Below are 14,182 nucleotides of genomic sequence, written 5' to 3'. Positions count from 1 at the left end.
GGATAATCACCGGCTTTGCCGGAGCAAGCAGGAGCCTGCGCGCGCAAAGCCAGTGATCTTGAACATTCGTAAAGCCAGGAAGCGTTACTTGCGCAGCTCGCCGGCTACATCTTTCAAAGTTTGGGCGGCATCTTTGCCGTCCTGCAGCACGCTCGGCATGATTTTCGTCTTCACCGCGTCGGATGCGGCCGGAATTTTTTCGCCGACATGGACCGGATAGATTTCGTCTTTTACCGATTCAAGCACTTTGAAAATGTCTTTGCCGAAAAACTGGGTGAATTTGTTGTCCTCTTTCAGCTCCGGCATGCTCCATACTTCTATGCGGATCGGGTCAAAGCCAAGCTGCTTCCAAATTTGGATGTTGCCTTCCTTGGACAGCTTCGCGTAGGACAGGAACTGCATCGCCAGCTGCTGGTTTTTCGACTGCTTGGTGACCGCCGTACCCGTACCGCCCATGCCTGCGGAGCGGAATTGGCCTTTTTCCCATACAGGCATCGGCTTGATGATGATTTTGCCTTTCAAATCCGGCATATAGTCGGTGAACCGTCCCATGTACCACATCGGCATCCAGACCGAAGCCGCCCCGCCTTTGTTCATGAAGCCGTAGTATTCTTCGGCATGATGGCCGCCGCCCGGCGCGGGAACCGCGATTTTGTCTTTCACCAGCTGCTGCAAGTACTGCAGCGTTTTTGTGTTCACTTCGTTGTCGAGAATGACTTTGCCGTCTTTATCGAGGTAGTCGGACTTTTGCTGGGAAATCAGCGGCCAGAACGACCACTGGTCGGCCGTTTCGACCGTCGTCATCGGCTTGCCGGTGGCGGCCAGAACTTTTTTGCCCGCTTCCGCGTAGTCGGCCCAGGTGACGATCGAATCCGGGTTGACGCCGGCTTTATCGAGAATTTCTTTATTGTAATAAATAACGGCTGCGCCTACGTGGAAGTCGATGCCGTAATATTTGCCGTCTTTGGCGTAAATTTCGACCCTGGATTTCACGATGTTTTTCAGCTCGGGTTCCACGATTTCGTTGAGCTCTGCAAGTTGCGGAGTTCCTTTCAGGTAGTTGGGAAATTTGCTGATCTCAATGTCGGCCAAGTCCGGTGCTCCCGTGCCCGATTGCAGGGCGACCAGCAGCTTGTTGTGCATATCGTCGTACGGCAGCGTATCCGCCTGCAATTCGATCTGCTTGTCGGGATTCGCCTTGTTCCACGTCTCCGCCATACTTTGATAAAACTTGGCATGCAGCTCGTTAAACGTCCAAAGCACCAATTTCGTTGATCCGCCCGGTTTGGAACCCCCGGATTCGCCGGTGCCCGCACTGCTACTGCTACTGCTGCTGCACCCCGATAAAACTGTGACCATACAGAGAACCAACAATGCCGCAATCATAAACGCCTTCCTCATTCGATCCTTCCCCCTTTTCATGGATAAAAACGAAAGCTGCATGGTGTGTGCTCATGATGTTTTAATTTAGTCAAACTTAAATCATTTCAAATTTATATTATTTTTACTTTATATTTTTGTCAAGAAAAATTTGAATACGCTTTCTTTCTCGCTTTATATGACATCAACTATTCGAATAGCGCATGTTTAACGACATGAAATCGCTTATATGATTATCCGCATAAAATATTTAACGGATAGCTTTCTTTATTTTCGGCCATCAATTATAATAAATCTAAAATAAAAAAGGGGATTATTGGATGATATATATAAAAGAATTGCGATCTGGTTTAAATATATTTAAAGCATTAAGCTCTGAAATCCGGATCGAGATTCTGGAACTGCTGGCGAAAAATCAGAGCTTGAACCTGAACGACCTGGCCGGCAAGCTTAAATTGACGAACGGCGCGATCACGATGCATATCAAAAAGCTGGAAGAAAGCGGATTGATCGAAATCAACACCGCGGTCGGCAAGCACGGCATTCAGAAAATCTGCTATCTGAACGAAGAAAAGCTGATGGTCGACCTGCGCAGTAAAGAAATCGACAACCTGTACGAAGTGAACATCAAGGTCGGCCACTACAGCAACTATCAGGTGCTCCCGACCTGCGGTCTGGCGACCAAGGACAGCATCATCGGCGATTTCGACGACCCGCGGTATTTTGCCGATCCGCAGCGGATCGACTCCCAGATCATTTGGCTCTCGGAAGGGTTTCTGGAGTACCGGATACCGAACTATTTGAAACCGAATCAAAGCTTCAAAGAGATTCAGTTTTCCATGGAATTAGGCTCGGAAGCGCCGGGCTACTGCAACAACTATCCGTCCGACATTTATTTTTACGTCAACGGCCGCGAGATCGGCTTCTGGACCAGTCCCGGCGACTTCGGAGACACCCGCGGAACGTTCAACCCGGACTGGTGGCCGCCGCACCTGAACCAATACGGCATGCTCAAGCTGATCCGCATCAACGAGGAAGGAAGCTTTATCGACGGCTGCCGCATTTCCGACGTCACGCTGGCGGACATTCAACTCGATTACAAAAGCGAGCTCAACTTCAAAATGGCAGTCGACGAGAAGTCCAAAAACAAGCGCGGCCTCACCATTTTCGGGCAAAACTTCGGCAACTATAACCAGGATCTGCTCGCGCGGGTGCTTTACACGAACCACGAAGAGTAAGGCTTTCCGCAAACGCAGCAGGCGCCCCGTACGGCTCGTACAGGGCCGGCGGGTACAGCTTGCCAGGCCGCAAAACCTGCGAAAGCCCCCCATGCCGCTGGGCGGTACTTCTCCTTCACGGGTTGCTGAAGTGGGGGGCTCTACTCTTCTGCTCGGGTTGCGGAGCTGAAGTGGGGGGCACAAGGCGGCTTGGCAGGGAAAAACCTGCGAAAGTGCAGTTTTTTTCCGTAAAAGTGTTCATTTTGGCGAAAAGCCTGCAATTGTGCAGGAATTTTCGCTGAAAATGAATCTGAGCCCATAATCACGGCGAAAAGCCTGCACAATTGCAGGAATTTTTCGTAGCCAGCGTTTCAACCGAGCAAAAACTGTATTTTTGCAGGTTTTTTTTCGCGCAAACAGGCAGATTGGCTACCAGCACTGGCACGTGGGGTTCTAGGCAGCCTGCAATTGTGCAGGAATTCCCGTTCACGATGGGGCTTGGCTTGCATTTTAGCGGAAAAGACTGCACTGCAGATTTGCAGGAACCATTCGGGGCAAGCGCATCTAAGAGTAGAAAGATGCACTTCTGCAGACTTTCTGCAGCTTTCCGCTCGTATGGCAGAGCCTCGCAAATAAAAATAGGACGAAGCAGCCCTCTTTGCTTCGTCCTATTTTTAACTCGGCTCCTTACGGATTGGCGGCATGAAAGCTCGCGATTTCGTCGGAGCTGTACACGATGTGACTCCGGCTTTGGCGGAGAGCCGACTTCATCATCGCGCCGGCGATAGAAGCCGCCGGGATCGGTCTGTACGGCCGCAGCGCGCCGACCATAAGCGGGGTCAGCAGCTTCGATGCAGCCGCTGCGAACTTCTCGCCCGGACGGCGCTCCGCGCGCTCCCCGAGAATTAAAGAAGGCCGCAAAATGTGGAGCGCCTTCAAGCCAAGCTGCCGCAGCCCCTCTTCCACCTCGCCCTTGACCCGGTTGTAAAAAAAGGCGGAGCCGCGGTCGGCCCCCATCGCGGTCACGATGACGAAAACCGCAGCTCCGTACTTCTGCGCCAGCTCTCCCAGCCTCATGGGATAGTCCTGGTCAACTTTGCGGAACTGCTCCTGGCTCCCCGCAACTTTGATCGTGGTCCCGAGCGCGCAAAAAATATGCGCTCCCTGCACCTCGTCCTCGGCGAGCGCGCTGTCCAAACGATCATAATCGACGATCCGCTGGATCAGCTTGTCATGCTGCAGCTCAACGCGCCTTCTCACAAGCGCAATGACCTTGTCATACGCTTCGCTCGCGAGCAGCAGCCGGACAAGCTCCCGTCCGACCAGTCCCGTTGCTCCGGCGACGACAGCCGTATATCCCATACCAAAGCCCCCTTTTACACTTCCCAATCGTCACGAAGCAGTTCGTACAAAGCGATCAAATACGCGGACAGATCAAAATAAAGCAGAAGATCATGCTCCAATTTGGCGGCAAAATGCCGGGCTATCGGCTCACTGAGCTCCCGGAGCCTCGTTTCGTGCATAGTGGGCAAGCTTTCGATCCAACTGTTCAGCAGCCTCCAATCATCGACCGTGATCGTCCGCTTCAAGGATTCGTCCAATACAAGATGGGGGATGGCGCTTCTTCTTTTGGCAATTTCCTTATCGATGACGGATCTGCGTTTGGACCGTTCTTTCCCGGCTTCAACCACGACGATCGTGCCTGCGACCATATCCCCGATCCGCTTGTCGCGGGAACTGAAGAGCATCGCTACGCCCCCCAGGAAATAGCCGCTTGGCAGCATGTCAAGAAGCCGGAACAAGTTGCGTATAAGAATGGACAGGAAAGTCGGGGATTGCCCGTTATTTTGCAGGACGCGCAGTCCGCATATCCGTTTTCCCGGGGTCTGGCCGCCCATGAAAGCTTCAGTGCAAACTAAATATCCCAAGTTGATGACGACAAAAAATATGATGCAAAAAGCCAGCACATAATCGTTCATTTCCGGGAACCATTGCCCTTTATACATCCGGCTCCCGCCGATCACAAACAAGACAAGAAGCGTATTGACCGCGCCAAGTATAAGGCTGTCGAGCAAGTGCGCCAGCGCCCTGCTGCCCAGCCCGGCGGTTTGAAATTGCAGCTGCACCTGTTCGGGAGTCGTAATCGTCAATTTTTTATCCGTGGCCTCGTTCATAGCATCTCCTCGCGGTTCCGAAATTATGGTAAAATAAAGTACAAATCAAGGGGGTACTCATGGAACTTTCACGTTTTATAAAAGAAAACAAGTCGCTGTGGACAGAGCTTGAAGAGCTGCTGAACCAGCTCGGCAAACGCAAAAAGTCGCTTCAGGCGAGTCAATTGGACCGTTTTGCCGAATTGTACAAAGCGGTTTCGTCCCATTTGGCGACGATGCAGACTTATCGGCCGGACGGTGAAACGGCGGTGTATTTGAACCACCTCGTCTCCCGGGCCCACAACGCCATGTATAAGGAAAACAACAAAAGCAGCACACAGTTGAAAGAGTTTTTCCTGCATTACTTTCCTTCGCTCATTCAAGCCAGGAGCTGGTTTGTCGCCGCAGCGCTGCTGCTGTTCGTGATTGGGGGTCTGCTCGGCTTTTTGTCGGTCCGCAGCGATCCGCTGAATTTGTATCTGATCATGCCCGGACAGATGGCCGACAGCATCGATCCTTCCAAAACGGCCGATCCGCGCGGCGATCTGCACAGCCCGCTCGTTTCGACGACCATTATGACCAACAACATCCGCGTCGCCGTTCTTGCCTTCATCAGCGGCGTTACGCTTGGCATCGGAACCGTCTATCTGATGATCAGCAACGGGCTGCTCGTCGGCGCGCTGGCCGCCGTATTCATGCAATCCGGCAAAAGCTACGTGTTTTGGGCGTATATTTTGCCCCATGGCATCATCGAGCTTACGGCTATCTTTATCGCAGGCGGAGCAGGCCTGTATATGGGCTACCGCTTCTTCGTCCCGGGCCCGTTTCCGCGCAAGCACCGGTTCCTCGAATCGGCCAAGGAATCGGCGCAGCTGCTGATCGGAACGATTCCGCTATTCGTCATTGCCGGCATTATCGAAGGCTATATCACGCCGTCCACGCTTTCTCTGGAGGTCAAGTACATCATAGCCGGCGGAACTTTGCTGATCCTCGCGCTCTATTACGTGTACGGCATTGGCAAACGGAACGCTTCGAAGCACGCAGAAGTGCAAATTTAAAGAGCGTCCGAGGACTTCAGATCCAGATACGCGTTTACCGCGCCAAGCGTCAATTGGTCGGCCGGGACATCCATCACAGGGATGCCCCGGGCGGCCATTTTCGTTGCATACTCCTGCCGGTCCGACGTAAATTTGTGGGCGATGCTCTGAATGTAAGCCTGCCGGCTGCTTTCCGCCCGGATGCGGGCCCAATCATGCAGCAGCGGATCGCTGAGCGACAGCAGCAGCACATGATGCACTCTGCGAAGCCGAAGCGCGTAAGGCATCAGCTCCCTGTCGTACAAATAGCTCTCCATATCGGAAAATAGCACGACCAGCGAGCGTTTTTTCAAATACCGCAGCAAATAAGCCATCGCCGTCTGATAAGACGACTCGACAAAATCGGTCCGCAGGTCGTACACCGCGCGCGTCAGCTCCTGCAAATGAGGCAATCCTTTGCCCGGCGGAACGTACACCTTGACGCGGCTTGAAAAAGCGAGCAGCGATACTTGATCCCCCTGCTTGAGAGCTACCGCCGCAAGGGTCAAAGCGGCCTCCAGCGTGCGGTCCAGCTTTACCTGGCCGTCCAGCTCGATGCCCATCTGCCTGCCGCAATCGAGCACGAGCGTGACGATCTTCCCTCTTTCCGGCTGGTACAGGTTCGTCATCAGCTTCGCTGCGCGGGCGGACGCCTTCCAGTTCATATGCCGCACATCGTCTCCCTGCACGTAATCGCGGATATAGTGAAACTCCGAGCCGCTTCGCTGTCTTTTATAAATCCGCTGCCCTTCCAAAATGAGCGTATCCTGCGCTGCGCCCAATACGCCTCTGACCCCTGACAGATCGGGATAAATCTCGATCGTATCCGGGCATTCCAACCGAACTTGCTTTTTCCAAAGACCAAGACCGCCCCAATAGCGGAGATAGACGTGTTCCAGCGTATATTTACCGCGTTCGAGCGCCATGGCCGTATACAAAAACGAAGCTTCCGCTCCGTCCATCCGGCCGCTCAAACAATTGCGCACTGCGCTAAACACAGCGGGCAAATCGTCGTTCAGTTCGATATGTACCGATTGCGGCTGCGCAGCGCGCAGCTCCAGCCCCACTTCAAAACCCTGTCTGACATCCATCCGTTCCGGCAGCCGCCTGTTCACGTTCCAGACGCTTCGTCCGGGCAGCAGCAGCAAATCCACGGCGCTCAGGACGATCAACAGCGCATTGAAGCTCAAAAATACAGGCATTCCCTGGCCGAATATGTACCCCGCTATCGTCACCGCCGCTCCGGCCGATGCGAAAGCGATCATCCGCCCGGTCGGGAGGATGAAGTCCTTAAGCAGAAATTTATCGAGGAACCGGAATAGAGCCGAGCGTTTCTTGGATAATCTGGTCACTGCTGCCGCCCTCCAATTCCGCCTGCGGCGTCAGGAGCAGCCTGTGCCTCAGCGCCGGCCGCGCCACAAGCTTGATGTCATCGGGCGTTACATAGGTTCTGCCGTCCAGCAGCGCCCATGCTTTGCTCGCCATCAGCACCGCGATGCCCGCCCGCGGACTTGCGCCCAGTTGAACCCGTTGGGATTCGCGCGTTTTGCGGATCAGCGTCGATATGTACGCATACAAAGAATCCTCTACGACAACGTCGGCAAGCTGCCTTTGCAAAGCCTGAATCCGCTCCGGCGTGAAAACCGGCTGCAGCGTCTGCTCTGTCTCCACGCGGAAAGGCACGTGGCTGCGCAAAATGTCCACTTCCGCTTCTTCGCCGGGATAGTCCAGCACTAGCTTGAACAGAAAGCGGTCCAGCTGCGCTTCCGGCAAAGGATACGTTCCCTCGTACTCGACCGGATTTTGAGTCGCGATGACGAAGAACGGGTCAGGCAGCTTGTAGGTAGTCCCTTGGATCGTCACCTGCCGCTCCTCCATCGCTTCCAGCAGCGCGGCCTGCGTCTTCGGCCCCGAACGGTTGATCTCGTCGGCAAGCAGCACATTCGTGAAGACAGGCCCCTGGATCGTCGAAAACGTATTGTCCTGCATATGATAAATGACGCTTCCGGTAATATCCCCGGGCATCAAATCCGGCGTAAATTGTATGCGGCGGTAGTCGGCTCCCGACAATTGCGCCAAAGTCCGGGCCATCTTCGTTTTGCCGAGTCCCGGCACACCTTCCAGCAGCACATGTCCGCCGGCCACCAGCGCCGTCACCAGCAGCCGGATATTGAGCTTTTGTCCGTACAGCCGCTGCTCCATCGCTTCCACTAATTGTTTCATCTCGCTCACTCCTTCTCCAGGCAGGCGATCATTTCGCCCATCTCACGCGTTCGCTCTACGAACGCTTTTGCGTTCCGGCCCGGGCTTTGATTCGCCCGGGACTCATCCTCCAGCAGGCGGACAAGCCGCGCCGCCTGCGCTTCAGGCAGGCGGGCGCGCGCAGCGGCTTCCGCCTGCCGGGTGTCGGCGCCGGGGCTCAGCCCCCAGCGCCGGGCCAGCAGCAGCCGCAGGAAGCGCTGCTGGTGGCGCAGCGCCTCGTCGCGGTAGCCGAGGCGCTCATACCAGGCGGCGACGGCTTGCAAGCCCTCGTCGCCGCGCCGTACCGTCCACGCCCGCGGCGTGTGGACGGGGCCGAAGCGCTTGCCGCGCAGCCAGAGCCACAGCAGCAGCGCGAGGCCGAGCTGCGCGCTGGCGAGCACGAGCCACGCGGGGTAGACGGCCAGCAGCCCGGGATTCGTCCCGTAGCCGTGGTGGGTCTCGTCGACCCACACGGCGTTCCACGACTTCCCGAACAGCGGCCACATCAACTCAAAATGGGAATGTTCCAAAATCTTCCCATTGAACAACCACTCCGGCGTCAGCACGACGGTCATGCTGCCGGCTCCCACCTGCATGCGGCCCGCCAGCGCGCCGGCGTCGTCGGAGAACAGCGCCGTCATGCCGCCGCCCGGCTTGATCCGGTACAGCGTACTCACCTCGCCGGACAAGCCGCCGCCTTGCGCATATTCCGGCGCCGCCGTCAAAGCGCGCACCGCTGCAGCGCCGCTGTCCGAGCCGCCGGATTTCGCAGCGGCCGTGTCCGCTTTCCCGTCGATCCGCAGCGTCTCAACGTCTTGCCAGCCTTGCGGCTGCCGGTCCACCAGCACGAAATCGTTCCCTTGGGCGACCCATTCCAGCACTTTTTCGCGATCCGCCTTCGTGATCGCTTCGGGTCCGATGGCGACGAGCAGCATCCCGCTCCCGGCGGGCAAATAGTTCCATCCGAGCCGCCATTCCTTGACGGCCGGCTGCTTTTGCTCCAGCAGCTCCCGCCATGCTTTCGTGCCGTCGCGGTCTGCCGAGAACGACAAATACGGCGGCTGATTGGGCGCTTGCGGCTTCACGATCCAGTATCCGAGCGCGAAGAAGAGAAGAACGCTGACGGCGAACCCCGCATACAGCTTATTCAGCCCTTTCATGCGAGCCCCCCTCTCTGTCCATCACTTGTGTGACCCGATCGTAGATGAAAGCGAACTGTTCCTCCGTCACATCCGCCTTGCCGTACCAGATCCGTTCGAAAACCAGGGAACTGTCCTGAAACAAAGGGACGAGCGCAGGCTCCGTACCCGCAAGCTCGTCGGCGTACTCCCAGTTCGTCTTCCATTTTTCCACGCGGATGCTGCGGCTCGCTTCCAAATAAAACAGCAGGGAAAGGAACGCCGCGCGCACGCCTTCCCGCCAATTCCCCGCAGCTCTGAACTCCGCCGCCTGCCGCCAATAATCCCGGTAGGAACGGTTCATTTCGCCTTCCGGCAAATAGGCCGCGGAACGGATGCGCTTTTGCCTGATAATCTGCCTGGAGAACCAGTAGATGGCGTAAGCGGCCACACCGAGCAAAATGAGCAGGAAACCGATCGTCAAGACATCCCCTGTGCCTTGCGAGAGATGGAACTCCGGAAAATAGCTCATCAGCTTGCGCAGCAGCGATTTCACCCAATCCCAGAACGAGCTGCTCTCCGGCCGGTTATAGACGGTGTATTCGTGTTTTTCCAATATTTCCCTCAATCGCTCTTTATCTTCGGAGACTTGAACGGCGCTATTCATGCTTTTTATCCGTATCCTCCGGCTGTCCGTCCTCGCCTTGTTCCGGTTCCTCGTTCCGCTTTTTGTCAAGCACGATCGGCGCAAGCGTAGCGGATGAATCCAACCAAGGGTCAGGCGGATGGATGACGCTCTCCATCATCGTTTCAACCCCTAAACCTTCGTTGCGGACTTTCAGGTCAAAAAAACTGACGGCATAAGGAAGCAGCCAAAGCGGCGAGACGAGCAGACTGAACAAGCTGGTCAGCAGTTGTGCGGTCAGTCCGACCCCGAGCAGGACAGTGATCAGCGCTTGAACGACGCCCACGAACAAGTACAAAATGAGAGAAAGCACGAAAAACATCCCGAACAGCCGCCAGAAGTTTTTGCGGGTAAGTCTCCAGCTTGCCTTCAAACCGAGTTCATCGTCGCCGCTTGCCACTACAGGCAAATAATAGATCCAACGGGTGAGGAAATAAATCAGCGTGAAAAAAAATCCGAGGAACACCACAACGAAAAAAACGATCAGCCAGACGGTCATACCGGCTCCCGAACCGCCAATAGCCCCGGAGACGCCTGCTCCTAACGTAAAGATAAGGACGAGAATAAGAAGAATAATAGCACAGCCGAAATAAATGCCGAAAATGATCAGGCCATAGAGAAATGTGCTTCCGACCATCGGCCAAAATCTGCGGAAAGCCTTCTTCAGAAGCGCTGTGGGTCCAGGCACTTCTTCCCCGAACAGCTCCGCCTTCACAAGATGAACGACAGATGCCACGGATGCCGGCATAAGCCCCAGTAAGAACAGCGGCAGCAGCAGCATGAGAAGCGACAACTTTTTCAACATTTCCGCAGGCGGCTCATTTTGCTGCATCGCAGCTGTGGACTGCAGGATGTCCTCCCAGGAAGCTCCGTCCATAAGCTGTTGGAACATGGAATTGGATACCGACGACTCCTGAGAAAGCAATAAACTTTGCAGCAAATAAATCGGCCCGTATAAAATCAACATAATCAATGTCAACTTCACAAAATGCTTACGGTACAATTGGAAGCTGCGATCCAATATTCTTCCGATACCGATTGGCCTCAGCGGCGTGCTTAACATGGAAATCCCCCTAAAAATGGTAATTGTGACGACTCTCTGCCTATTATACACGAAACTTCCGATATTCCGACCAACAAATTTACAGCGCCAGCTCCACCCGGTTGCGGCCGCCCGCTTTCGCCCTGTACAGCGCATGATCCGCGCGGGCCACCATATCCTCCAGCGCCGCCAAGGCGGTTTCCGGCTGCGCGGCATATCCGGCAATGCCCATGCTGGCCGTGATCGGAACAGCCAATCGGTCTTCCTCGAACGGCTCGTTCATGATGCGCATTCTCAAGCTTTCAGCCAGCTTTCGGCTGTCTTCCGTATTTCGATTCAGCGCCAGCACGATAAACTCCTCGCCGCCGTAGCGGGCGACAATCGTATCGTCGCCGGCGTACCGGCTTAGCAGCAGCGCTACATGGCGCAGCACGCGGTCTCCGACCGGATGTCCGTACGTGTCGTTTATTTTTTTGAAATGATCGATGTCGACCATAATGGCCGAGCAGTTTTGCCCCGACGCGATGCACGCGCTCAGCCGGTTGCCGCCCTCCAGCATCATATAGCGGCGATTGAAAATTTCCGTCAGCTGATCGACAAGCGCGGAATGCTCCAAAAGCGTGATATTGGCTTTGAGCTTGCTGGCCATCAAATTGTACGTATTGCAAAGCTGCCGTAGTTCGATCGGCGCCTCTTTGATATTGTCGGGATTGATGTAGTAATCGTAATTCCCGTTTTGTATGATTTTCGTGCCCTTCAGCAAGTAGCCGATCGGCCTCTCCAATCGGGATACGACGTTAACGGTTGCCGCGAAGCTGAGAACGAGAGCGATCAAGGTGATGCAGATGACGGTGATCAGGAGCTGGTCCAGCTTTTCAAACACTTCGTTTTCGGTAATTTCACTGACGACGATCCAGTTTTTGCCTGGCGTCCATTGATATTGGCCGTACACTTTTTGCCCGTGAAAGCCTGTATACGCCTCGGTCACTTGCCCGTTATTTTGAGCCTGGCGCAAAAGTTCCGTATCCATCAGCAGACTTGTTTCGGCTTTGTCCGTTTCTGAAGTCGTGACGATTCTGCTGCGGTTGTCCAAAATATAAACTTCCCCCGTCTGGCCGAAGCTTAGCTGCTTCATCAATGTATCCAGCAGTTCGATCGTCACGGTTCCGATGATGGCCCCGGCAAATTTCCCGTTCGCGTCAAGCACCGGCGATGAAAAAGTGATGATATCTTTTCCGTCCGCTTTCGACCTCAACACGCCGGTGATGAAATCTTTGTTCTCCAGCGCCGCCGCAAAATATTCCCGGTCCCCCAAATAGATCGATTGGCCCGGATTCGCCACCGACCTGAAGAAGCCGTCCTTGTCCACGTAAGCGATGTTTTCAAAATCGGTATGAACGCGTGCGTAAGCTAAAATCTCATTATTCAGTTGGGCAATTCGGTTATTTCTGGCGTTATCGGAAAGAGCGAACCTTTTGATCGTATCCATCCGCTCCTGGCTCCACTGTTCTATGTACAAACTTTGAAAAGCTACGATTTGCTTCAACTGGCTTCTGGTCTCGGACAGCCGGTCCTTTTTTTCGGTAAAATAAAAAGATAGAATGATAGCGAAGCCTAAAGCAACAATAACGGTTCCTATCCACAGCTGAAACCTTTGCTTAATGGTTTTATTTACAAAAAACGAATTCATTCGTCGGATCAAAGCGCTGTCCCTCTCTTTTGTCTTAATCCTTTCATTATAGCTCATTTCTTGGTGAAAAAAGGATACGTGTCTCCTAAATTCCGACAATTTACGCAAAAAAAATACCCCGCCAGAGAGAAGCGCTTCTGCTTCTTTCGGTATGGGGTTTGTTTTTCTTCGTTTTTCCCGGCTATTCGCCCCGGCACCATCCGATGCAGGCAGCCAGCAGCCGCAGCGCGGCAGGGTCGTTCAAGCCGGCTTCCGTATGGGCGGGAGTCAGGCAGCATACCCGGCCGCGGCCCGATTCGTGCTTCCAGCCGGCAACCGACGCGCCGTCCTTCGAGGCGGATAGCAAAAACACTTCGGTGCGCTCCCGGTCGCAGTGAACGAAATAATGCTCGTCGGCGAACGCAAAGGACGAATCCCGCTCGTCCCCGCCGCCTGTCCGGGTATATGTAACGGCGCTGTGCCGCTCCGGATGGTATTCGAAATAGCCGCGAAGCATGCGGACATAAGCGCCTTCGACCGGGTAGGAGGCCAGTCCGGAATGCCAGGCCAGCCAGCCTCCTCCCGCTTCCACGTAGCGAACGACGGCAGCGGCCGTCTCTTCCGTCATCCAGTTGTTCACCTCGTCGTCCTGCGGGTTCAGCCTGTCCTCTTTGAAAAGAACGACCGCATCCGGGTTATCCCGCAGGGCGCCGGCCAGCTCATCCTCGCCGCAAAAATCGATCTGCAGGGAACCGTCTTGCAGCTGCGGCTGCAAAGCGGACAGAAGTGCGCGCCTGATCGGCTCTTGCGGGTGATAGTAATCTCCTACGACGGCAACAATCCGACTCATATAGTCCTCCTCGTATGCGTATCCGTATTCCTTAGAGCGGCATGGGCCGTCCGGCATGATCGACGAACACGGCATCGTGCGCGACCGCTGTCGTGCCGTCCAGCAGGCCGAGAATGCCTGCGGCCGCGGCGGCCGGATCGCCCGGAGCGGACTCGCCGCCCATATCCGTCCGAATCCATCCCGGATGGACCGCGAATACCCGCACCCCATCCTCCTGCAAAGAGCGTCTCAACTGCAGCGAAAAATAATTGAGCGCGGCTTTCGACAGCGCATACGGGTAGTCGCCCCCGTAAGCTCCGGCCATGCTGCCCGCTTCGGAGCTGATGTTGACGACCCTCGCCTGCGCGCCTTTGGCGACAAGCGGCAAAAAGTGCTTGACCACAAGCAGCGGGCCGAACAAGTTAACGGCAAACGAGTCGGCAACGTCGGACAGCTCCAGCTCTTCGATCGCGGCGGAACGGCCCAGCAAAATCGCCGCGTTGTTGACAATCGCGTCGAGCGCCGCTCCGCTTTCGCGCAAAGCTTGCGCGGCGGCGGCCACGGACGCTTCCTCGGTGACATGAAGCGCGACCGGTATGACCCGTTCCGGGCATCGTCCATGAAGCGCTTTCAAATCAGCGGCCGATTCCGGATCGCGGACGCCTGCATACACCGTGTGCCCCCGCTCCGCACAAAGCTCCGCCAACGCGAAGCCCAGGCCGCGATTCGCGCCTGTAATGAAAATATTCAAAGGAATCCCCCCCCCCGCTTT

The 14,182-nt window shown here is 55.3% G+C and carries 13 protein-coding genes; 2 read left to right on the top strand and 11 right to left on the bottom strand.

Going from position 1 to position 14,182, the window contains the following annotated elements; translation table 11 throughout:
- Positions 1–84 precede the first annotated feature (84 nt).
- The gene (locus AC3G2T_RS34715) at positions 85–1,401 is read right to left on the bottom strand and encodes an ABC transporter substrate-binding protein (protein ID WP_488438309.1); all 1,317 of its coding nucleotides are present in this window, start codon (positions 1,399–1,401) and stop codon (positions 85–87) included.
- A 299-nt stretch (positions 1,402–1,700) separates the two neighbouring features.
- On the opposite strand from AC3G2T_RS34715, the gene AC3G2T_RS34710 reads away from it, so the two are divergent.
- Complete coding sequence (locus tag AC3G2T_RS34710; RefSeq protein ID WP_474685217.1) at positions 1,701–2,618, top strand: ArsR/SmtB family transcription factor; 918 nt, start codon at positions 1,701–1,703, stop codon at positions 2,616–2,618.
- A gap of 666 nt (positions 2,619–3,284) precedes the next feature.
- Here AC3G2T_RS34710 and AC3G2T_RS34705 read toward each other — a convergent pair.
- Both AC3G2T_RS34705 and AC3G2T_RS34700 read right to left on the bottom strand, forming a co-directional pair.
- Positions 3,285–3,959 carry an oxidoreductase gene (locus AC3G2T_RS34705; protein ID WP_488438308.1) on the bottom strand — a complete coding sequence of 225 codons (675 nt, stop codon included), beginning with the start codon at positions 3,957–3,959 and terminating at the stop codon, positions 3,285–3,287.
- 14 nt (positions 3,960–3,973) lie between these two features.
- Positions 3,974–4,771, bottom strand: a complete 798-nt coding sequence (locus tag AC3G2T_RS34700; protein WP_488438307.1) for an RDD family protein — start codon at positions 4,769–4,771, stop codon at positions 3,974–3,976.
- A gap of 59 nt (positions 4,772–4,830) precedes the next feature.
- On the opposite strand from AC3G2T_RS34700, the gene AC3G2T_RS34695 reads away from it, so the two are divergent.
- A complete protein-coding gene (locus AC3G2T_RS34695) occupies positions 4,831–5,808 on the top strand; it encodes a stage II sporulation protein M (RefSeq protein WP_488438306.1) in 978 nt (325 codons plus the stop codon).
- Here the strand turns inward: AC3G2T_RS34695 and AC3G2T_RS34690 are convergent.
- The 8 genes from AC3G2T_RS34690 to AC3G2T_RS34655 form a co-directional block, all read right to left on the bottom strand.
- Positions 5,805–7,178, bottom strand: coding sequence for a DUF58 domain-containing protein (locus AC3G2T_RS34690; protein ID WP_474685213.1), 1,374 nt, complete (start codon positions 7,176–7,178; stop codon positions 5,805–5,807). The genes AC3G2T_RS34695 and AC3G2T_RS34690 overlap by 4 nt on opposite strands.
- Positions 7,129–8,049 (bottom strand): AAA family ATPase, encoded by a 921-nt coding sequence (locus AC3G2T_RS34685; RefSeq protein WP_474685212.1) that lies wholly within the window; start codon positions 8,047–8,049, stop codon positions 7,129–7,131. Before AC3G2T_RS34685 ends, AC3G2T_RS34690 begins: the two co-directional genes overlap by 50 nt.
- A 5-nt stretch (positions 8,050–8,054) precedes the next feature.
- Entirely contained in the window at positions 8,055–9,227 is a 1,173-nt protein-coding gene (locus tag AC3G2T_RS34680; protein WP_488438305.1) for a DUF4350 domain-containing protein, read from the bottom strand.
- Positions 9,211–9,852 carry a DUF4129 domain-containing protein gene (locus tag AC3G2T_RS34675; RefSeq protein WP_474685210.1) on the bottom strand — a complete coding sequence of 214 codons (642 nt, stop codon included), beginning with the start codon at positions 9,850–9,852 and terminating at the stop codon, positions 9,211–9,213. Before AC3G2T_RS34675 ends, AC3G2T_RS34680 begins: the two co-directional genes overlap by 17 nt.
- Positions 9,845–10,933 carry a hypothetical protein gene (locus tag AC3G2T_RS34670; protein ID WP_488438304.1) on the bottom strand — a complete coding sequence of 363 codons (1,089 nt, stop codon included), beginning with the start codon at positions 10,931–10,933 and terminating at the stop codon, positions 9,845–9,847. The genes AC3G2T_RS34675 and AC3G2T_RS34670 overlap by 8 nt, the downstream gene beginning before the upstream one ends.
- Before the next feature lie 79 nt (positions 10,934–11,012).
- Positions 11,013–12,614 (bottom strand): diguanylate cyclase, encoded by a 1,602-nt coding sequence (locus tag AC3G2T_RS34665; RefSeq protein ID WP_488438303.1) that lies wholly within the window; start codon positions 12,612–12,614, stop codon positions 11,013–11,015.
- 169 nt (positions 12,615–12,783) lie between these two features.
- Complete coding sequence (locus AC3G2T_RS34660) at positions 12,784–13,431, bottom strand: ThuA domain-containing protein (RefSeq protein WP_488438302.1); 648 nt, start codon at positions 13,429–13,431, stop codon at positions 12,784–12,786.
- Positions 13,432–13,462: 31 nt separating this feature from the next.
- Positions 13,463–14,161, bottom strand: coding sequence for an SDR family NAD(P)-dependent oxidoreductase (locus AC3G2T_RS34655; protein ID WP_488438301.1), 699 nt, complete (start codon positions 14,159–14,161; stop codon positions 13,463–13,465).
- Between the last annotated feature and the right edge of the window lie 21 nt (positions 14,162–14,182).

The sequence above is a fragment of the Paenibacillus sp. sgz302191 genome (genome assembly GCF_057749925.1).
This window is presented reverse-complemented; position numbering and strand designations above follow the sequence as displayed.

Excerpts from the sequence above, each read along its gene's own strand:
- AC3G2T_RS34660 (WP_488438302.1), bottom strand. The coding sequence starts at position 13,431 with ATGAGTCGGATTGTTGCCGTCGTAGGAGATTACTATCACCCGCAAGAG.
- AC3G2T_RS34670 (WP_488438304.1), bottom strand. The coding sequence starts at position 10,933 with ATGTTAAGCACGCCGCTGAGGCCAATCGGTATCGGAAGAATATTGGAT.
- AC3G2T_RS34710 (WP_474685217.1), top strand. The coding sequence starts at position 1,701 with ATGATATATATAAAAGAATTGCGATCTGGTTTAAATATATTTAAAGCA.
- AC3G2T_RS34700 (WP_488438307.1), bottom strand. The coding sequence starts at position 4,771 with ATGAACGAGGCCACGGATAAAAAATTGACGATTACGACTCCCGAACAG.
- AC3G2T_RS34685 (WP_474685212.1), bottom strand. The coding sequence starts at position 8,049 with ATGAAACAATTAGTGGAAGCGATGGAGCAGCGGCTGTACGGACAAAAG.
- AC3G2T_RS34675 (WP_474685210.1), bottom strand. The coding sequence starts at position 9,852 with ATGAATAGCGCCGTTCAAGTCTCCGAAGATAAAGAGCGATTGAGGGAA.
- AC3G2T_RS34705 (WP_488438308.1), bottom strand. The coding sequence starts at position 3,959 with ATGGGATATACGGCTGTCGTCGCCGGAGCAACGGGACTGGTCGGACGG.
- AC3G2T_RS34680 (WP_488438305.1), bottom strand. The coding sequence starts at position 9,227 with ATGAAAGGGCTGAATAAGCTGTATGCGGGGTTCGCCGTCAGCGTTCTT.
- AC3G2T_RS34715 (WP_488438309.1), bottom strand. The coding sequence starts at position 1,401 with ATGAGGAAGGCGTTTATGATTGCGGCATTGTTGGTTCTCTGTATGGTC.
- AC3G2T_RS34695 (WP_488438306.1), top strand. The coding sequence starts at position 4,831 with ATGGAACTTTCACGTTTTATAAAAGAAAACAAGTCGCTGTGGACAGAG.